The sequence below is a fragment of the Aromatoleum toluvorans genome (assembly GCF_012910905.1).
Classification (GTDB): Bacteria; Pseudomonadota; Gammaproteobacteria; order Burkholderiales; family Rhodocyclaceae; genus Aromatoleum; species Aromatoleum toluvorans.
This window is the reverse complement of sequence record NZ_WTVN01000008.1, coordinates 114,033-131,700: the sequence shown is the minus strand read 5'-3', so window position 1 is coordinate 131,700 and position 17,668 is coordinate 114,033. Positions and strand designations below refer to the sequence as shown.

Annotated in this window: 19 protein-coding genes and 1 rRNA gene; 7 read left to right on the top strand and 13 right to left on the bottom strand. The window is 67.7% G+C overall.

The window, feature by feature from the left end; translation table 11 throughout:
* The first annotated feature begins 5 nt into the window (after positions 1 to 5).
* The 3 genes from rrf to GPA22_RS07750 all read left to right on the top strand — a co-directional run bounded on the left by rrf (position 6) and on the right by GPA22_RS07750 (position 2,166).
* Positions 6 to 119: ribosomal RNA gene (gene rrf, locus GPA22_RS07760) — 5S ribosomal RNA — on the top strand.
* A 144-nt stretch (positions 120 to 263) separates the two neighbouring features.
* Complete coding sequence (locus GPA22_RS07755) at positions 264 to 1,427, top strand: UbiH/UbiF family hydroxylase (RefSeq protein WP_169255514.1); 1,164 nt, start codon at positions 264 to 266, stop codon at positions 1,425 to 1,427.
* A gap of 16 nt (positions 1,428 to 1,443) precedes the next feature.
* A complete protein-coding gene (locus GPA22_RS07750) occupies positions 1,444 to 2,166 on the top strand; it encodes a DsbC family protein (RefSeq protein WP_211168992.1) in 723 nt (240 codons plus the stop codon).
* Between the two features lie 52 nt (positions 2,167 to 2,218).
* Here GPA22_RS07750 and mltA read toward each other — a convergent pair whose 3' ends face one another.
* Positions 2,219 to 3,268 (bottom strand): murein transglycosylase A, encoded by a 1,050-nt coding sequence (mltA, locus tag GPA22_RS07745; protein ID WP_343035982.1) that lies wholly within the window; start codon positions 3,266 to 3,268, stop codon positions 2,219 to 2,221.
* A 323-nt stretch (positions 3,269 to 3,591) separates the two neighbouring features.
* Between mltA and GPA22_RS22915 the strand changes: the two genes are divergently transcribed.
* From GPA22_RS22915 to GPA22_RS07735, 3 genes are read left to right on the top strand one after another with little or no spacing between them, the layout of a single operon-like run.
* Positions 3,592 to 3,714 (top strand): hypothetical protein, encoded by a 123-nt coding sequence (locus GPA22_RS22915; protein ID WP_281374112.1) that lies wholly within the window; start codon positions 3,592 to 3,594, stop codon positions 3,712 to 3,714.
* The gene (locus tag GPA22_RS07740) at positions 3,707 to 4,582 is read left to right on the top strand and encodes an ATP-binding protein (RefSeq protein ID WP_169255512.1); all 876 of its coding nucleotides are present in this window, start codon (positions 3,707 to 3,709) and stop codon (positions 4,580 to 4,582) included. The genes GPA22_RS22915 and GPA22_RS07740 overlap by 8 nt, the downstream gene beginning before the upstream one ends.
* Positions 4,579 to 5,520, top strand: coding sequence for a Nudix family hydrolase (locus GPA22_RS07735; protein WP_169255511.1), 942 nt, complete (start codon positions 4,579 to 4,581; stop codon positions 5,518 to 5,520). The genes GPA22_RS07740 and GPA22_RS07735 overlap by 4 nt, the downstream gene beginning before the upstream one ends.
* Here the strand turns inward: GPA22_RS07735 and GPA22_RS07730 are convergent.
* From GPA22_RS07730 to GPA22_RS07675, 12 genes are all read right to left on the bottom strand, one after another.
* Positions 5,511 to 5,714 carry a DNA gyrase inhibitor YacG gene (locus GPA22_RS07730; RefSeq protein ID WP_169255510.1) on the bottom strand — a complete coding sequence of 68 codons (204 nt, stop codon included), beginning with the start codon at positions 5,712 to 5,714 and terminating at the stop codon, positions 5,511 to 5,513. The genes GPA22_RS07735 and GPA22_RS07730 overlap by 10 nt on opposite strands.
* A gap of 11 nt (positions 5,715 to 5,725) precedes the next feature.
* A complete protein-coding gene (gene zapD, locus GPA22_RS07725; RefSeq protein WP_169255509.1) occupies positions 5,726 to 6,481 on the bottom strand; it encodes a cell division protein ZapD in 756 nt (251 codons plus the stop codon).
* 123 nt (positions 6,482 to 6,604) lie between these two features.
* Positions 6,605 to 7,222, bottom strand: a complete 618-nt coding sequence (coaE, locus tag GPA22_RS07720; RefSeq protein WP_169255508.1) for a dephospho-CoA kinase — start codon at positions 7,220 to 7,222, stop codon at positions 6,605 to 6,607.
* Positions 7,219 to 7,956, bottom strand: a complete 738-nt coding sequence (locus GPA22_RS07715; RefSeq protein ID WP_169255507.1) for an SPOR domain-containing protein — start codon at positions 7,954 to 7,956, stop codon at positions 7,219 to 7,221. Before GPA22_RS07715 ends, coaE begins: the two co-directional genes overlap by 4 nt.
* Positions 7,957 to 7,998: 42 nt before the next feature.
* On the bottom strand, positions 7,999 to 9,363 hold the full coding sequence (locus GPA22_RS07710; RefSeq protein ID WP_169255506.1) for a TrpB-like pyridoxal phosphate-dependent enzyme: 1,365 nt from the start codon (positions 9,361 to 9,363) through the stop codon (positions 7,999 to 8,001).
* Positions 9,364 to 9,411: 48 nt separating this feature from the next.
* Positions 9,412 to 10,140 (bottom strand): type III pantothenate kinase, encoded by a 729-nt coding sequence (locus GPA22_RS07705; RefSeq protein WP_169255505.1) that lies wholly within the window; start codon positions 10,138 to 10,140, stop codon positions 9,412 to 9,414.
* Complete coding sequence (locus GPA22_RS07700; protein ID WP_246264164.1) at positions 10,137 to 10,946, bottom strand: biotin--[acetyl-CoA-carboxylase] ligase; 810 nt, start codon at positions 10,944 to 10,946, stop codon at positions 10,137 to 10,139. Before GPA22_RS07700 ends, GPA22_RS07705 begins: the two co-directional genes overlap by 4 nt.
* 104 nt (positions 10,947 to 11,050) lie before the next feature.
* Complete coding sequence (ntrC, locus tag GPA22_RS07695; RefSeq protein ID WP_169255503.1) at positions 11,051 to 12,469, bottom strand: nitrogen regulation protein NR(I); 1,419 nt, start codon at positions 12,467 to 12,469, stop codon at positions 11,051 to 11,053.
* A 42-nt stretch (positions 12,470 to 12,511) separates the two neighbouring features.
* Complete coding sequence (gene glnL / locus GPA22_RS07690; protein WP_169255502.1) at positions 12,512 to 13,585, bottom strand: nitrogen regulation protein NR(II); 1,074 nt, start codon at positions 13,583 to 13,585, stop codon at positions 12,512 to 12,514.
* A 61-nt stretch (positions 13,586 to 13,646) separates the two neighbouring features.
* Positions 13,647 to 14,114, bottom strand: a complete 468-nt coding sequence (locus tag GPA22_RS07685; protein WP_169255501.1) for a DUF4124 domain-containing protein — start codon at positions 14,112 to 14,114, stop codon at positions 13,647 to 13,649.
* 137 nt (positions 14,115 to 14,251) lie between these two features.
* The gene (gene glnA, locus GPA22_RS07680; protein ID WP_169255500.1) at positions 14,252 to 15,661 is read right to left on the bottom strand and encodes a type I glutamate--ammonia ligase; all 1,410 of its coding nucleotides are present in this window, start codon (positions 15,659 to 15,661) and stop codon (positions 14,252 to 14,254) included.
* A gap of 277 nt (positions 15,662 to 15,938) precedes the next feature.
* Positions 15,939 to 17,117: a cation diffusion facilitator family transporter gene (locus tag GPA22_RS07675; protein ID WP_169255499.1), complete on the bottom strand. Its 1,179-nt coding sequence runs from the start codon at positions 17,115 to 17,117 to the stop codon at positions 15,939 to 15,941.
* 54 nt (positions 17,118 to 17,171) lie between these two features.
* Here GPA22_RS07675 and GPA22_RS07670 point away from each other — a divergent pair, with 54 nt between their 5' ends.
* On the top strand, positions 17,172 to 17,624 hold the full coding sequence (locus GPA22_RS07670; RefSeq protein WP_169255498.1) for a rhodanese-like domain-containing protein: 453 nt from the start codon (positions 17,172 to 17,174) through the stop codon (positions 17,622 to 17,624).
* The last annotated feature ends 44 nt before the right edge of the window (positions 17,625 to 17,668 follow it).

The window sequence follows — 17,668 nt, the reverse complement described above, 5'->3', positions numbered from 1 at the left end:
TACAGTCTGACGACCATAGCGTCCCGGAACCACTCCTTCCCATCCCGAACAGGACAGTGAAACAGGACCGCGCCGATGATAGTGCTCTCCTTGAGTGCGAAAGTAGGTCATCGTCAGACTACCCTACTCCAAAAAAGCCGCTCTCCTCACAACAGGATGAGCGGCTTTTTTACGTCTACCTGCCGGATCGATGCACGTTGAGCGATCGTGACTTGCAGCGAGGCATCGTGCAGAATCGCCTCTCATAACCGGATTAGCGTTTCATGGATTTCGATCTGATCATCGTAGGCGGGGGGCTTGCAGGCGCGAGCCTGGCGGCCGCATTGCAGGGCACCCGTTACCGGGTCGGGCTGATCGAGGCCCGGCCGCCTGTGCCGGTCGATGGCTGGGACCCGCGGGTCTATGCGATCAGTCCGGCCTGCGCGGGTTTCCTGCGGGAAATCGGCATCTGGCAGCACCTCGACGCGGATCGGATCGCGCCCGTGCATGCGATGGCGATCCATGGTGATGCGGGCGGGGCGCTGGAGTTTTCGGCCTACGACAGCGGTTTGTCCGAACTCGCGTGGATTGTCGAGTCCGGCCGGCTTCAGCGTGAGCTGTGGGAGACGGTGCGGCGTCAGCACAACGTCACGATGCTCGTCGGCGGGGCGCCGGAGGCGATCGCGATCGAGAAGGGGAGTGTGTCGCTGACGCTTCCCGGCAGGAAAACCATTCACGGCCGCCTGGTGGTTGGCGCCGATGGCGCGAATTCCTGGGTGCGCACGCAGGCGGGCATCGATGCGGAGATCAGTCCGTATGGCGAGCGCGGGGTTGTCGCGAATTTCCGTTGCGCGACGAATCACCGGGGCCGTGCGTTCCAGTGGTTCCGCGGTGACGGTATCCTCGCGCTGTTGCCGTTGCCCGGGCGGATGGTCTCGATGGTATGGTCGTGCGCCGACGAGTTCGCCGAGGGGCTGCTCGCTCTCGACGCCGAGGCGCTGTGCAAGCGCGTGGCCGAGGCGAGCGGGGGCGCCGTAGGCGCCCTGGAGCTGGTGACGCCGGCGCAGGCATTCCCGCTGCGCTTCATGCGCGTGGCGACGATGGTGAAGGAGCGTGTCGCGCTGGTTGGTGATGCCGCGCATGCGATCCACCCGCTGTCGGGGCACGGGATCAACCTCGGGTTCCAGGATGCGCGTGCGCTCGCGGCTGCGCTGAAGGACCTGCCCGCGTGGCGCGATCCGGGCGACATCGCGGTGCTGCGTAGGTACGCGCGGGCACGTGCGGAAGAGCCATTCCTGCTTCAATACACGACACACGGGCTCAGTCGCCTGTTCGGCTCGCGCAATCCCCTGGTCTCGGCCTTGCGCAATGTCGGGTTGAACCTCACTGACCGCTTGCCGGTCGTACGGAACGCGCTCGTGCGTTATGCCGTGAGCGGTCGATTCTGAATCCATGGAGATGCTGATGCTGAAGAAGGTTGTTCGCCCGCTCATCGCGGCGCTGGGTTTCGTGGTGCTCGCGCAAGGAGCTGCCAGGGCCGACGAGTCAGATGTGAAGAAGGCGGTGGAAGCCTTTGTGGGTTCTCCGGCGGTGGAGTCGGTGGCCAGGGTGCCTTATGGCGGCCTCTACGAGGTCGTGATGAAGAGCGGCGAACTCATCTACACGGACGACAAGGTCACGTTCTTTCTCGACGGTCGGGTGATCGACACGAAGACGCGGAAGGATGTCACCGCGGTGCGCATGGCGCAGCTGTCGTCGATCGATTTCGCGTCCCTGCCGCTCGACCACGCGATCAAGCAGGTGCGGGGCAACGGTTCTCGTGTGCTGGTGACCTTCGAGGATCCGAACTGCACCTACTGCAAGCGGCTCGGCAAGGAGCTTGTGCAGATGAAGGACGTGACGCTCTATACCTTCCTGTACCCGATCCTGAGTCCGGATTCGACCGAGAAGTCGCGCAACATCTGGTGCGCGAAGGATCGCGCAAAGGCCTGGAACGAGTGGATCCTCGAGGCCAAGACGCCGGCTGCGGCGAAGTGCGACAGCGCGGTGGTGGATCGCAATGTGGCGCTCGGGCAGAAGCTGCGCATCAACGGGACGCCGACGCTGTTCCTGGCGGACGGGCGCCGGCTGGGCGGTTACGTGCCGGCGGCTGAACTGGAACAGCAGCTTGCGAGTGTCGCGAAGTAAGTCCCGTCGAGGAGGGCGCGCATGGCGCGCCCTCCTCCCTTAGTGCGGCGCGTCACAGGGCGCCGCTTTCGTTCGGCAGGATGACCCACATCCGGCCTTGCTGGCGCATGCGGCCCGCCTGGGCGCCGGCGTCGGGGCCGGGGCCCCAGAAGAAGTCGGCGCGCACGGCGCCCTTGATCGCGCCGCCCGTGTCCTGTGCGAGCATCAGCCGCCGCAGCGGGCGGTCGCTGTTGGGTGTCGTCGTGGCCAGGAAGACAGGCGCGCCGAGCGGGATCGTGCGCGGGTCGACGGCGAGGCTGCGGCCTGCGGTGAGGGGCACGCCGAGCGCACCCGTGGGGCCGCCGTTCGATGCCGGCATTTCCTTGAAGAACACGTAGCTCGGGTTGCTGTGCAGGAGCTCCGCGAGTCGGCCAGGGTTCGACTTCGCCCAGCTCTTGATGCCGTCCATCGAGGCCTTCTCGAGCGGCAGTTCGCCCTGGTTCACCAGCCAGCGGCCGATCGACTGGTAGGGGTGGCCGTTCTGGTCGGCGTAACCGATGCGGACCTGGCTGCCGTCGGGCAGCTCCACGCGTCCGGAGCCCTGCACCTGGAGGAAGAAGAGGTCGATGGGGTCGGCGGCCCACAGGAGCGTCGGTGCGGGCGAGCGGTCCTGCATGCGGTCGAGTTCGGCCCGCGTCCAGTAGGGCACGACCTTGTTGCCGACGAGGCGCCCGCGCAGGCGCTGGCCGCGCAGATCCGGATAGAGATCGCCGAAGTCTATCGTCAGCATGTCGCTCGGCACGCCGTGAACCGGCCAGGCGAAGCGCTCGGAGCGCGTGCGGTTGCCCTTGATGATGGGCTCGTAGTAGCCGGTGATCAGCCCGTCTGCGCTGCCGTCCGGGTTGCGAACGGCCCACGGGCTGAAGCGGTTTTCGATGAACTGGCGAATGGCGCCGGGGTTCGGGGTTTCGCCGAGGCGTTGCGCTTCGTCGCACACGCGCTGCCAGCGGGCCTGTTTCGCGAGGGCCTTGCAGGACAGGCGCAGGGCCGGCCAAGCCTGCGCGAGGTCGTCACTGCGCCAGTCGGGGAGGTCGTTCCAGTCAGTGCGTTGCAGGGCTTCCACCGGGGTGGGGGCTGCAGGCGCCTGAGCGGGTGCGGGGGTGAGGGCGGGGGTGGGTGCCGGGGCGGTCGGAGCGGGGCAGCTCGGGCATGCGGGGCAGGGCTTGGCCGCGGCGCAGGGGCCTGTTGCGGTGGCAGCCGGGGCCGGCGGCTGGTTGGCGCAGGCGGCGAGCAACAGGCAGGAAAGGAGACACAGCAGGCGCTGCGCAGTCGATATGGGGGCGCGCCGGTTCATGGGGAGGATCGGGTAGACTCGTGAAACTCGGGGCCGCCAGTATACCGGCTCACGTAGATCAGCCCGAATCGCCATTCCGGCCGGAGAGCGCAATGTGGGTGATTTTTCTGGAAGCGGGTGTCGCACTCGCGCTGCTGCTGGTGATCGTCTGGGCGACCTGGCCGCGGCGTCGCGGGGACGATGCAGAGAAAGGAAGAGCAAGTCGAGATGAATGATCTGGTGCAATTGGTGGCGCGTGCCGAGAAGTTGATCGGGCGCCTGGAGCTGTTGCTGCCGCGTCCGGTCGAGGCTCCGGACTGGTCGGCGGCCGCTGCCTTTCTGTGGCGCAGGCGGAACGGGCATGCGAGCCTGGTGCCGGTAAGGCGCCCGCACGAAATCCGGCTCAAGGACCTGCGCGACGTCGATGAGCAGAAGGCGCGCATCGACATGAACACGCGCCAGTTCCTCGCGGGCAGGCGGGCGAACAACGTGCTGCTGACCGGGGCTCGCGGCACGGGCAAGTCGTCGCTGGTGAAGGCGCTGCTGAATGCGTACGCCGCCAGGGGGTTGCGCCTGATCGAAGTCGACCGCGATGACCTGATGGATCTGCCCGAGATCATCGAGATGGTCCAGGGGCGTCCGGAGCGCTTCATCCTGTTCTGCGACGATCTGTCCTTCGAAGACGCCGAGCCGGCGTACAAGGCGCTGAAGAGCGTGCTCGACGGCTCGGTCGCGGCAGTGCCGGATAACGTGTTGATCTATGCGACGTCGAACCGCCGGCACCTGATGCCCGAATATCACGACGAGAACCGGCAGGCGACGCACGTCGATGGCGAGATTCATCCGGGTGAGGCGGTCGAGGAGAAGATTTCGCTGTCGGAGCGTTTTGGCCTGTGGATCTCGTTCTATCCGTTCAGCCAGGATGAGTATCTGGAGATCGTCGCGTACTGGCTCAAGAGCTTCGGGCTGAGCCGCAAGGCGATCGACGAGGCGCGTCAGGAGGCGTTGCAGTGGGCGCTGATGCGCGGTTCCCGCTCCGGCCGGGTGGCGTGGCAGTTCGCGCGCGACTGGGCGGGGCGCATCGAGGCGGGAAGCGGGCAATGACGAAGCGTGTCGAGGTTGCGGCGGGGGTGATTTTCCGCGGGGATGGGCGCTTTCTGCTCGGGCAGCGGGCGTCCGATACGTTCTATGCGGGCTACTGGGAGTTTCCCGGCGGCAAGGTCGAGGCGGGCGAATCGCCCGCCGACGCGCTGATCCGGGAGCTGGACGAGGAGCTGGGCATCCGCGTTCGCGCCGTGCGTCCGTGGATCACGCGCGAGCACCGCTACGAGCATGCGCATGTGCGGCTGCATTTCTTCGAGGTGGCCGAGTGGGAGGGCGAGCTGCACGATCACGTGCATAGCGCGCTGTCGTGGGAGCGCGTGGAGGCGCCGGCGGTCGGTCCCATGCTGCCGGCGAACGGCCCGATCCTGAAGGCTTTGCGACTGCCACGCCGGATGGGGATCACGCACGCGGGCGAGGTCGGTGCGGCTGCGCAACTCGCGCAGATCGATGCGGCGCTCGCGCACGGCTTGAAGCTGATCCAGGTGCGCGAGCCGGGGATGGCGGCGCCCGAGTTGGGTGCCTTCTCGGCCGAGGTCGTGAGTCGTGCCCGGCAGCATGGGGCGCTGGTCGTGGTGAACGGCGGCGTCGACGTTGCGGAGAAGGTCCAGGCCGACGGCGTGCACCTGTCAGCCGCGCAGCTCATGGCACTGGAGCGGCGGCCCGGACTGGAGTGGGTCGGGGCGTCGTGCCATACGCGCGCGGAGCTGGAGCGGGCTGCGGCGCTGGGCATGGACTATGTGCTGCTCGGCTCGGTGCTGGTGACGCCCACGCATCCGGGCCAGGCGGGGCTGGGATGGGAGCGCTTCGCCGAACTGGTGCGCGGACTGCCCATGCCGGTGTTCGCGCTGGGCGGGCTCCAGCCGGACGACATGGAGCGCGCGCGGCGCGCGGGGGCGCACGGCATCGCCGCGATACGCAGCAGCTGGGCTCAGCCCTGAGACGACTGGCCGGAGGAGCCTTGTTCGCCCGGATCGCCCTGGTCGGCGGCGGGGACGCGGTAGTCCTCCGACGCCCAGGCACCGAGGTCGATCTGCTTGCAGCGTTCGGAGCAGAACGGGCGGAAGCGGTTCTCCGGAACCCAGCGGACCGGGGCGCCGCAGTGCGGGCATTTGACGGTGCGGACCTGGGGCATGGCTTGCGGCCTCAGAGGCTGCAGAAGGTGAGTTCGAATTCCACGTCGCGGTCGGACAGGCGCGGGCGGATGACCGTTTCCGAAAGCATGAAGCGGACGTTGAGCGCGTACTTGTTGGCGCTGATCTCGGGCACGACGGCGTCGGCCGGCGACAGGCGCAGGCGCAGCATCTGGGCGCTGCGTCCGGCCATCATCAGCTGGTAGGTGCCGCCGCGGGCGACTTGCGTTTCGGGGCGTCCGCTCGCACGCAGCAGGCGCAGGACGATCGCGAGGCCGTCGCGGATCGGCAGCATCGGGTGCACCCAGTTCGAGAGGTCGTGCCGGCGCTGGTCGGCGTCGCGCTGCAGCCAGAAATGGTAGGAGGGTAGATCGAACTGGCACACGCCGCCGGGGATGGAGGCGCGGCTGCGGATCGCCATCAGCCATTCGTTCTCGCGCAGGTACTGGCCGATCTTGCCGGCCATGGCGAGCAGCGACGACGACGCCTGCTCGATCTCGTAGAGGGCGCCCGACAGGGCTTCCTCGGAGATCTCGGGGTTGTTGCGGAAGGAGATGAGGATCTGGCGCTGGCGCTCGAGTTCCTGCACGAGGTCGACCTTGAGGTCGGCACGGCCTGCGACTTCCAGGATCTCGAACAGGGTCAGCAGCGTGACGTGATGGTCTTGCGGGGCGTCGCCGCGCGAAAAATGCGCGAGTTTGTAATACAGGTCTTCCAGACGCAGGAGGGTGCGGATACGCTCGTTAAGAGGATATTCGTAGCTGATCACCGCATTTGCGCCTGAAAAATACCGGATCTCCCGTTAGTGCCGGGATGATAGCACAGGGGATATAGGGCGGCCCGCTCGTTTGCGGGCCGAATATGACCGAAAAGCCTTTGTCCGCGGGCCTTTTCAGGCGATCGCACGGGCGGCGGCGAGGTACTTTTCGTGTAGGCGGTCGACCTGCGCGATCAGCGCGGCGAGGTCGCCGCTGTTGTCGATGACGTCGTCGGCGGCGGCGAGGCGTTGTTCACGGCTCGCCTGCGTCGCCATGATCGCGCGCACCTGGTCCTCGGGCAGCTTGCTGCGGGTCATGACGCGTGCAATCTGGACGTCGACGGGGCAGTCGACGACGCACAGGCTGTGGCAGCGTTCGCGATACTTGCCGGATTCGACGAGCAGGGGCACGACCAGCATGACGTAGGGCGTGCGTGCCGCGCTCACCTGGCGGAGGCTTTCGGCGCCGATCGCGGGGTGGAGAATCGCTTCGAGCCGGCGCCGCTCGTTCGGGTCGGCGAAGGCGCGATCGCGCATCGCCTTGCGGTCGAGCGCGCCTTCCGGTGTGATCACCGCATCGCCGAAGGCCTCGCGGATCGCGGGGATCGCCTTGCCGCCGACCGCGGTCAGTTGGTGGGCGATGACATCGGTGTCGACGATGGCGATGCCGAGTTCGGCGAAGCGGTCGGCGGCGGCGCTCTTGCCGCTGCCTATGCCGCCCGTGAGGCCGACGACGTAAGGGGTGTCGCTCATGGTGTGCACTCGCTGATGGTTGCGCCCGACCGGCGAACGGTCGGCGAGCCGGTGACGGCCCGGAGCGCGCTTGCCGGGCCGTGCACCTCGATACGGTGAATGGTGGTCGATCGCGTGGCGATGCCGGCGCCCCGCACCTGCCGCGCCTGAAGGCTGGCAAGGTGCTGCTGCGCCTTGGCTTCGGTCTTGAACAGGCCGAGCGAGATCGCGTACTGGTTGGGGCCGGCGTCGTTGACGATGAATAGCTCGGAGATGCCCTGGGCGCGCAATTCGGCGGCGCGCCGTTCGGCGGCTTCACGTCCGCCGGAGGGCGGAATGCGTACCCACCAGGCGTTGGGCGTGCTGCTCGTCTTGTGTTCGGTGCGCAGTCCCGGTTTGCCCGCGATGGCATTCTGCAGGACGGCGTTCGCCTCGTTTTCAGCGAGCCCGCCGATCTCGACGCAGGCCAGCGCCGCCGCCGGGGCGTTGGCGGCTGCCGGCGCGGCCGGTGTTGCCGCCCGGCCGTTGCCGGCTTCCGGTGCTGCGGGCGTCCGCTCCGCGGGGAGTGCCGGCAACTCGGCCTCGATCTCGCGGGGCGGGGTGTCGTTGCCGGGGCGCAGGATGATGCGATCCGGGTTGAGCTGGTTGCTGAGTCGCTCGGGTTCGCCTTCCGGGGCGGAGGTGCCCAGCCAGCCCCGGATGGATGCCAGGGCGAGCAGGTTAAGCAGCACGAGGATGACGAACACGATGCGCATGGGCGAACTTTACCGGAGATGCGGCCGAGTCATGCAGCCCGCTTAGAACTTCGGCAGGTGCGCGAGCGACGCGGCGACCGCCTCGGCCGGGTAGTCGTAGTTCTCGAGCTGGCCGGAGAAGAAGCGGTCGTACGAGCTCATGTCGAAGTGCCCGTGGCCGGTGAGGTTGAAGAGGATCACCTTGGGCTCGCCGGTGGCCTTGCACGCGAGCGCTTCGTCGATGGCGGCGCGGATCGCGTGGCAGGACTCGGGCGCCGGGATGATGCCTTCGCTGCGCGCGAACATGACGCCCGCGTCGAAGGTGGCGAGCTGGGGCACGGCGACCGCTTCGAGCAGGCCCTCGTGGTAGAGCTGCGACACCAGCGGCGAGTCGCCGTGGTAGCGCAGGCCGCCGGCGTGGATGCCCGGGGGCATGAAGTCGTGGCCCAGCGTGTACATCTTCATCATCGGCGTGAAGCCGGAAGCGTCGCCGAAGTCGTAGGCGTACTGGCCCTTGGTGAGCGTCGGGCAGGAGGTCGGCTCGACGGCGACGCAGCGCAGCTTCTCGGCACGCTTGTCGCCCGAGGCCTTGTCGGCGAGGAAGGGGAAGGCGATGCCGCCGAAGCTCGAGCCGCCGCCGCAGGGGCCGAGGACGACGTCGGGGTAGAGGCCGATCTTGTCGAACTGCTTCTTCGCCTCGAGGCCGATGATGGTCTGGTGCAGCAGCACGTGATTGAGCACGGAGCCGAGGGTGTAGTTCGTGTCGGCGCGGCCGGCAGCCTCCTCGACCGCTTCGGAGATCGCGAGGCCGAGCGAGCCGGGGTTGTCCGCATCCTTCGCCAGCGCGTCGCGGCCGGTCTGGGTCATGTCGGACGGGCTCGCGAACACCTCGGCGCCCCAGGTCTGCATCATCAGGCGGCGGTAGGGCTTCTGGTGGTAGCTCACCTTGACCATGTAGACGCGTACGTCGAGGCCGAACATCTGGCCGGCGAAGGAGATCGACGAGCCCCACTGGCCGGCGCCAGTCTCGGTGGCGAGGCGCTTGATGCCCGCCTGCTTGTTGTAGAAGGCCTGCGGCACGGCGGAGTTGGGCTTGTGCGAGCCGGCCGGGGAGACGCCTTCGTTCTTGAAGAAGATCTTCGCCGGGGTGCCCAGCGCACGTTCGAGGCGCACGGCGCGCATCAGCGGGCTGGGGCGCCAGATCTTGTAGATCTCGCGCACTTCGTCGGGAATCGCGATCCAGCGTTCGGCGCTCATCTCCTGTTCGAGGATCTGGCCCGGGAAGATCGCCATCATCTGCTCGGGGCTGACCGGCTTGCCGTCCGGCCCGAGCGAGGGGGTGGGCGGATTGGGCATGTCGGCGACGACGTTGTACCAGTGCGTCGGGATCTCGTTCTCGTCGAGCAGGATGCGGGTCGGTTCGGTCATCTTGTAGTCTCCCTCGGTGTCTTGCGGCAGTGTGGCGATGCGCCCGCGCTACGGCGTGTCGGGCTGTGTGGCGGCGACGGCGAGGCCCTTGAGGACCAGGTTGTCGACGCGGCGAAACGGGATGTCGAGCAGTTCGGCGAGCGCGTCCGCACCGCCGCCGCTCAGGAGGCACAGGGCCTGCGGCGCGTGGGCGATCTGGCCGAACATGCGCTCGACGGCACCGGCTTGGGCATTGAGGCAGCCGGATACGATGGCGTCTGCGGTGTTGCGCGGTGCCGCGGTGAAGCGCCCATCAGCGAAGGGCAACTGGGCAGTGTCGCGGGCGAGCGAGCGGCGCATCAGGTGCTCGCCGGGCAGGATGAGGCCGCCGCGGAAGAGGCCGTCGGCGTCGAGGATGTCGATGGTCGTGGCGGTGCCGGCGTTGATCACGAGGCAGGCGGCCGGATGCAGCGCGCGCGCGCCGATCAGCGCGGCCCAGCGGTCGGTGCCGAGCTGGCCGGGGGTGTCGTAGGTGTTGCGCACGCCGCAGCATGCGGCCGTGGAGCGGAGCCATTCGGGCGCGGGCGCGCGGGCGCGCAGCGCCTCGGCGATGGCGTCGGCGACGTGGCTTCCGGCGACGTTGGAGCCGAAGACCCGGTCGATGCGCAGCGGGGTTGCCGCGATGCTTGCGAACTCGTCGAGGTGCCCGTGTTCCAGCGCGCCCTCGTCCTGCCACGCGCCACCGGAAAACAGGCCCCATTTGACGCGGGTGTTGCCGGCGTCGATCAGCAGGATCACTGCGCAGCCCTCAGCGAAACGTCGCCGGTGAGGATGCGGATCGGGCCTTCATCGGTGCGAAGGAGCAGCGCGCCGTCGTCGTCCACGCCGATGCAGATGCCGGCGAGTTCGCGCCCGTCGCCGCTGACGCGCACCGGCAGATCGGCAAAGGCGTTGCGTTGCTGCCAGGCGCCGCGCAGCGCCGGGAAGCCGGCTGCGGCGTAGGTGTCGAACAGGGCATGCAGTTCGGCGAGGACGGCGGCAAGCAGCCGGTTGCGCTCCGGCAGCGTTTCGAGATGCTGGCCGAGGTCGGTGACGGCGGGCTGGTCGGGAATGCGGGCGTCGGCCGGCAGGTGCAGGTTGATGCCGATGCCCACGACGGCTGCCGGGGTGCGGCCGCGCCCGGGCAGGAGTTCGACGAGAATGCCGGCGAGCTTGTGGCCGTGCACGAGCACGTCGTTCGGCCATTTCAGTTGCAGGCCCTGCACGCCGAGTTTTTCCAGCGCACGGACGACCGCCAGGCCGGCGACGAGCGAGAGCCCCGCCGGCACGGGGGCGCCAGGTGCGAAGCGCCACAGCGTCGAGAAGGTGAGACTGCCGCCCGGCCAGGACTGCCATTGCCGCCCGCGCCGCCCGCGCCCTGCGGTCTGACGTTCGGCGACGACGACGTGGATGCGTCCGTCGTCGGCCGGAGTCGTGTCCATGAGCACGCTGTTCGTCGACGCGCATTCCTCCAGCACCTGTACGTCAACAGTGCCGGCGAGGTCGCCGAGTTGCTGGAGGATGGCTGCGGCGTTCAGCGGCGCGTCGGAGGTGGATGAGCTCAAGCCGGTCTTCCCGTGCGATACGTGAAAACCTGCATTATCCGACATTGCATGCGCATGCACGAGTGCGGTGCGCGGCAACCCGGCTGCCGGGCGGAGCGCTGGCGTCAGGCGGTCGGCGGCGGTGCGGGGCGTTCGTCGTCCATGCCGAGCTCCTGGATCTTGCGCGTGATCGTGTTGCGGCCGATCCCCAGGAGTTGCGCGGCTTCGATGCGGCGGCCGCCGGTGGCGCCGAGGGCGCGGCGGATCAGGGTGCGCTCGAAGTCGCGCGTGAGGCGGTCGAACACTTCGCCGGGCGAGGTCGCGATCAGGCGGTCGGCTTCCAGTGCGAGACCGTCGGCCCAGCTGATCGGGGCCTCGCGCTCGGGCTGGGCCTTCATGTCGGGAGGCAGGTCGGCGATCTCGACGACCTGGCCGGGCGCCATCACCGTGAGCCAGTGACACAGGTTCTCGAGCTGGCGCACGTTGCCGGGGAAGGGCAGGGCCTGCAGGTACTTGATCGCCGCGTCGGATACGCGCTTCGGCTCGACGCCGAGATCCTGCGCACTCTTCTGCAGGAAGTGCGGGATGAGCAGCGGGATGTCCTCGCGGCGCTCGCGCATCGGCGGCAGGCGCAGGCGGATCACGTTGAGGCGGTGGAACAGGTCTTCGCGGAAGAGGCCCTGGCGCACGCGCTCCTCGAGGTTCTGGTGCGTGGCGGCGATGACGCGCACGTTGGCGCGGATCGGCTGCTGGCCGCCGACGCGGTAGAAATGGTTGTCGGACAGCACGCGCAGCAGGCGCGTCTGCAGCTCGGCGGGCATGTCGCCGATCTCGTCGAGGAAGAGGGTGCCGCCGTCGGCCTGTTCGAAGCGTCCGCGCCGCTGGGCCGCCGCCCCGGTGAAGGCGCCGCGTTCGTGGCCGAACAGCTCCGATTCGAGCAGGTCGCGCGGGATCGCGGCGGTGTTGATCGCGATGAAGGGGGCTTCGGTGCGCGGGCTGTGGCGGTGCAGGGCGCGTGCGACCAGCTCCTTGCCGGTGCCCGATTCGCCGTTGATGAGCACGGTCGCGTGCGACTGGGCGAGCCGCCCGATCGCGCGGAAGACCTCCTGCATCGCCGGTGCCTGGCCGAGGATCTCGGGCGCGAGGGTAGTGCTTTCAGATGCACCTTTTTGGTGCGAGCTCTGCGCGATCGCGCGCTGAACCAGTGCAACGGCCTGGTCGACGTCGAAGGGCTTGGGCAGGTATTCGAAGGCGCCGCCCTGGAAGGCGGAGACGGCGCTCTCGAGATCCGAGTAGGCGGTCATGATGATGACCGGCAGCTGCGGGTGCAGGGCCTTGGCGCGCTTGAGCAGGCTGAGGCCCGACTCGCCGGGCATGCGGATGTCGGAAATCAGGACCTTGGGCGGGACGGGCTCGACTTCGAGGGCGGACAGCGCCTCGTGCGCGGACGCGAAGCTGCGGTGGGGAATGTCCTCCCGGCCGAGCGCTTTTTCGAGCACCCAGCGGATGGAGCGGTCATCGTCAACGATCCAGACGGTGTTCATCAGATATGCACCTTTTTGGTGCGACCGGTCGCCCCGTCGGGGTCAGGCACGGTCGATAATCGGCAACAGGATGGTGAAGCAGGTGCGGCCCTTGCGGCTTTCGACTTCGATCATGCCCTGGTGCTGTTCCACGAAACTCTGCGCCAGCGACAGGCCCAGCCCGCTCCCCCCTTCGCGCCCCGAAACCAGCGGATAGAAGATCTTGTCGCGGATCTCGTCCGGGATGCCGGGGCCGTTGTCGATGACTTGCAATTCCAGTGCCAGCTTGAAGCGGCGCTTCGCGAGCGTGACCTGGCGCGCGACGCGCGTGCGCAGGCGGATCTCGCCGCGGCCGTTCATCGCCTGCGCGGCGTTGCGCGCGATGTTGAGGATGGCCTGGATGAGCTGTTCGCGGTCGGCGGTGAGTTCCGGCAGGCTCGTGTCGTAGTCGCGCCGGATCGCGATCTCGGGGAACTCGGCGAGGATCAGGCGACGCACGCGCTCCAGCACGTCGTGGATGTTGAGCTGGTTGGGGCGCATCATGCTGTGCGAGGTCAGCAGCCGGTTCATCAGGTCCTGCAGGCGGTCGGCCTCGGCGATGATGACTTCGGTGTATTCGCGCAGTTGCGGGTCGGCGAGCTCGCGTTCGAGCAGTTGCGCCGAGCCGCGGATGCCGCCGAGCGGATTCTTGATCTCGTGCGCGAGATTGCGGATCAGTTCGCGGTTGGCCTGCTGCTGCTGCAGCAGCTGTTCCTCGCGGGCGACCCGGAGCTGGGCGTCGATCGGGCGGAATTCGAGCAGCAGGCGCAGGCCGGCCGCTTCGGCGGGGCTCACGGTGCAGTCGACGTGCAGCGGATCGGCGTTGGGGCGCGCGATCTTGAGATCCTGCCCGGTGTAGCTCCAGTTCCTGCGCAGGGCGTTGTCGAGTGCGGCGGCGAGTCCCGCCGGTTCGCCGAGGAGCTGCGACAGCGGCGCGCCGATCAGGCGCCGGTGGCTGACGGCGAAGAGGTTCTCGGCGCCGGCGTTGAGGTAGTGGATCAGGAGGTGGTCATCGACGACGACGACCGCCGACGAGAGGAGATCGAGCCCCGCGAAGGGGCCGGCGTGACCGGCGGGAGGTTTGGGCGTATTCGGCATGTGTGTGTGTTCTCGAAATCCCGGTTGGTCTCGCAAAAAACACGCCAGAATGCATACGTCCTTATTTCAGGTTGCCGAGTTCCTTCTTCAGGGCGTCGATGTTGCGCTGGTGCAGTTCCACCTTTTCGCGCAGGGGCTGCAGGCGGTTCTGCACCACAGGCAGCCGGCGCTCGGCGCCCTGGTAGCGTCCTTCCGTTTCGGCCAGGGACTTGCTGGCTTCGGCGAGCGCGCTTTCCTCGGTCGTGAGTTCCTTCTCGAGGATTTCCCGCCGCGTGTCGTCGCGGGCGCGCTGCGCGTCGGGCGACACGCGCGGAAAGTTCGACGGGGTCGGCTGCGATGCCGAGGACGAGCGCCTGGCAGGTGCGGGCACCGACGACACGGCCTGATCTTCGGCGAGTTGCTTGCAGCCGCGCCCCTGGTTGCGGTCGTTCGTGTAGGTGACGGCGCCGTTGGCGTCCACGCACTTGTAAACCTGGGCTTGTGCCAGAGGGGACACGAGCAGAAGAAGCAGTACCGGAAGTATTCGCATGTCCGTCGGTCGGTGAGTCAGGGATGCGTCCGGAACCACGGCGGACGGCTCCCGCAAGGCAATTCGTGGGGCATTAGACCGCATAAAAAAGGGACGGGCAATGCCCGTCCCTTTTCGACAACAGCGCAATCCGAAGATTACAGGCTGTAGTACATGTCGAATTCCACCGGGTGGGTGGTGATGCGCATGCGATCGACTTCTTCCATCTTCAGCGCGATGTACGCGTCGATGAAGTCGTTCGAGAACACGCCGCCGCGGGTCAGGAACTCGCGATCCTTGTCGAGGTACTCGAGCGCCTGGTCGAGGCTGGTGCACACGGTCGGGATCTTTGCATCCTCTTCCGGCGGCAGGTCGTACAGGTTCTTGTCGGCCGGATCGCCCGGGTGGATCTTGTTCTGGATGCCGTCCAGGCCGGCCATCATCAGGGCGGCGAAGCACAGGTACGGGTTGGCCAGGGGATCCGGGAAGCGCGATTCGATGCGGCGGCCCTTCGGGTTGGCGGTGTAGGGGATGCGGATCGAGGCCGAGCGGTTGCGCGCCGAGTAGGCGAGCTTGGTGGGCGCTTCGTAGTGCGGCACGAGGCGCTTGTACGAGTTGGTGCCCGGGTTGGTGATCGCGTTGAGCGCGCGGGCGTGCTTGATGATGCCGCCGATGTAGTACAGCGCGGTCTCCGACAGGCCGGCGTAGCCGTTGCCCGCGAAGAGGTTCTGGCCGTCCTTCCAGATCGACTGGTGCACGTGCATGCCCGAGCCGTTGTCGCCGACGATCGGCTTCGGCATGAAGGTCGCGGTCTTGCCGTACTGGTGCGCGACGTTATGCACGATGTACTTGAGGATCTGGGTCCAGTCGGCGCGCTGGGTCAGCGTGCTGAACTTGGTGCCGATCTCGCACTGGCCGGCGTTGGCGACTTCGTGGTGATGCACTTCGACCGGCACGCCGGCCGCTTCGAGCGCGAGCACCATGGCGGCGCGCACGTCATTGAGGCTGTCGACCGGGGGAACCGGGAAGTAGCCGCCCTTGACGCGCGGACGGTGGCCGGTGTTGCCGCCTTCGAACTTGTCGGCGGTCGACCATGCGGCTTCTTCCGAGATGATCTTGCTGTACACGCCCGACATGTCGACGGACCACTCGACGGAGTCGAAGATGAAGAATTCGGGTTCCGGGCCGAAGAATGCGGTGTCGCCCAGGCCGGTGCTCTTCAGGTAGGCCTCGGCACGCTTGGCGATCGAGCGCGGGTCGCGGTCGTAGCCCTTGCCGTCGGACGGCTCGATGACGTCGCAGGTCAGCACCAGGGTGGTTTCGTCGAAGAACGGGTCGATGTAGGCGGTGCGGGCTTCCGGCAGGAGGATCATGTCGGAGGCCTGGATGCCCTTCCAGCCGGCCAGCGAGGAGCCGTCGAAGGGGTGGCCGTGCTCGAAGTGGTCTTCCTCGAAGGCCGAGACCGGCAGGCCGACGTGATGCTCTTTGCCACGGGTATCAGTAAAACGCAGGTCAACGAAGCGGACCTCGTTTTCCTGAATCATCTTCATGACGTCTTGAGCGTTCATATTCACTCCTGGAGAGAAGGGGCAAAAGCGGTTGGTTATAACGGCAAACTTCCGTTGGGCTGGAAGCAAGCAGTATCTGTGCCATGCGTCTATCGGACTGTGCCGGGCATTGTGCCACAAGGGCGGCTGCACGTAGCGCGGCCGCACGCGAACATATCGATCGAAGGTGGGGTGGGCAGGGCGGAAGACGAGCCTCCGGCCTCGCACGCCGAGGGGCCGCGATGAATGTGTGCGGAAATGCACCGTAACGGTGCGCAAGTTCGTCTTGGATGCACCATCAAGGTGCAATGCGGCCCAGGATGGTGATCGCGCGGTAGTGGGGACGTTCGGCGAGCAGCGCCTCGATGCGCAGGCGCAGTTCTTCGCGGGTGGTTTCGGTCAGGTCGTCCGTGCTCAGGATCACTTCGGCCTCGATGCGGTCGCCGAGATAGTGGATGAGCACGCGCGGCGGCACCGGGAGGGCGTCGCCGAACAGGGCTTCCAGCGTATGCACGATTTCGGTGCGTCCGGGCAGGGGGGCAAGGCCGGCACTCAGGGGGATGGCATCGTCTTCGGAATCGACATGCACCAGCACTTCGCGCACCTCGGGGTGGGCGGCGCGCACGCGGAAGTACACGGTGTCGGAGATCCGGTGCCCCTCGGACACGGTGATGCGGGGATCGACCTGGATGTGGGCGTCGCACAGCACGCGATCGGCCATGCGTCGCGTGCGCAGGTCATGCAGGCCGATGACACCCGGGGTGGTGCGGATCGTGTCGCGGATGCACGAGACTTCCTGCTCCGACAGGCCCGTGTCGATGAGCTCGCGCACCGCGCGCCAGACAAGGCGGATCCCCATGTGCACGATCAGGAAGCCGACGACCGCGGCCGCGAGCGGTTCGAGGAAGGGGTAGCCGGCGAGGCTGCCGCCGATGCCGATGGCGACGACGAGCGAGGAGGCGGCGTCGGAGCGGGCGTGCCAGGCGTTGGCTTCCAGGACGGGGGCCTTCAGGCGCCGGCTCGCGGCGAGGGTGTAGCGGAACAGGATTTCCTTCGCCGCGAGCGTCACCAGCGCCATGCCGAGCGCCGCCGGATGCAGTGGGGGCGCGGCGGCCATGTGCTGCAGGCGCAGGCCGGAGCTCCACAGGAACCCCATGCCGACGACCGCGAGCACCGCGCCCAGCAGCATCGACACCGCAGTTTCGATGCGGCCGTGGCCGTAGGGGTGGTCGCGGTCGGCCGGCTCGGCGCCGCGTCGTCCGGCGATGAGGACGAGGAAGTCGGTGAACAGGTCCGAGAGCGTGTGCGCCGAGTCGGCGACGAGGCTGAAGGCGTTGGCGAACAGGCCGACAACGATCTGGCCGGCCGACAGCAGGGTGTTCGTGACGATGGCAGTCAGTGCGGTGCGCTGGATGCCGCGCGCACGCGTGTCATCCCGTCCCGTGCTGCGCGCGTTGCGTGCTGTTGGGTGGTCCATGGCGTGAGCGCTATACTCGGCATTCGACCGAACGATTCTATCCGGATGGCTGCAATGGGAAAATTGACCGACCTGCTTCGTCTCGCGCAGCAGCGCGCGCAGGAGATGAAGCTGCCCTATGCGGGGGCGCTGACACCGGCCGAAGCCTACGAGGTGTGGCAGCTAGCGCCCGGCGCGAAGCTCGTCGATGTGCGCACGCGCGCCGAGTGGGACTGGGTCGGCCGCGTGCCCGGCGCCGTCGAGATCGAATGGATGGGCTATCCCGGCAACCAGCCGAACCCGCATTTCCTCACCCAGTTCCGGCGCGAGGTCGACCCCGAGGCGCTGGTGATGTTCATGTGCCGTTCGGGGGCGCGCTCGGACAAGGCCGCGCGCGCGGCGACGGAGGCCGGCTACCGGAGCTGCTACAACGTGCTGGAAGGCTTCGAGGGCGACCGCGACGCGCACCATCAGCGCAACCGCATCGGCGGCTGGCGCCACGCCGGTCTGCCGTGGCAGCAGGGCTGATCGACGCACATATTTGACACGCCGGCGGGCAGCCGGTTTGATTG

Excerpts from the sequence above, each read along its gene's own strand:
- GPA22_RS07735 (WP_169255511.1), top strand. The coding sequence starts at position 4,579 with ATGACGAAGCGTGTCGAGGTTGCGGCGGGGGTGATTTTCCGCGGGGAT.
- glnL (WP_169255502.1), bottom strand. The coding sequence starts at position 13,585 with ATGCCGAATACGCCCAAACCTCCCGCCGGTCACGCCGGCCCCTTCGCG.
- GPA22_RS07670 (WP_169255498.1), top strand. The coding sequence starts at position 17,172 with ATGGGAAAATTGACCGACCTGCTTCGTCTCGCGCAGCAGCGCGCGCAG.
- GPA22_RS07710 (WP_169255506.1), bottom strand. The coding sequence starts at position 9,363 with ATGACCGAACCGACCCGCATCCTGCTCGACGAGAACGAGATCCCGACG.
- GPA22_RS07715 (WP_169255507.1), bottom strand. The coding sequence starts at position 7,956 with ATGCGCATCGTGTTCGTCATCCTCGTGCTGCTTAACCTGCTCGCCCTG.
- GPA22_RS07740 (WP_169255512.1), top strand. The coding sequence starts at position 3,707 with ATGAATGATCTGGTGCAATTGGTGGCGCGTGCCGAGAAGTTGATCGGG.
- coaE (WP_169255508.1), bottom strand. The coding sequence starts at position 7,222 with ATGAGCGACACCCCTTACGTCGTCGGCCTCACGGGCGGCATAGGCAGC.
- GPA22_RS22915 (WP_281374112.1), top strand. The coding sequence starts at position 3,592 with ATGTGGGTGATTTTTCTGGAAGCGGGTGTCGCACTCGCGCTGCTGCTG.
- GPA22_RS07685 (WP_169255501.1), bottom strand. The coding sequence starts at position 14,114 with ATGCGAATACTTCCGGTACTGCTTCTTCTGCTCGTGTCCCCTCTGGCA.
- ntrC (WP_169255503.1), bottom strand. The coding sequence starts at position 12,469 with ATGAACACCGTCTGGATCGTTGACGATGACCGCTCCATCCGCTGGGTG.
- GPA22_RS07730 (WP_169255510.1), bottom strand. The coding sequence starts at position 5,714 with ATGCCCCAGGTCCGCACCGTCAAATGCCCGCACTGCGGCGCCCCGGTC.
- GPA22_RS07755 (WP_169255514.1), top strand. The coding sequence starts at position 264 with ATGGATTTCGATCTGATCATCGTAGGCGGGGGGCTTGCAGGCGCGAGC.
- GPA22_RS07750 (WP_211168992.1), top strand. The coding sequence starts at position 1,444 with ATGCTGAAGAAGGTTGTTCGCCCGCTCATCGCGGCGCTGGGTTTCGTG.
- glnA (WP_169255500.1), bottom strand. The coding sequence starts at position 15,661 with ATGAACGCTCAAGACGTCATGAAGATGATTCAGGAAAACGAGGTCCGC.
- GPA22_RS07675 (WP_169255499.1), bottom strand. The coding sequence starts at position 17,117 with ATGGACCACCCAACAGCACGCAACGCGCGCAGCACGGGACGGGATGAC.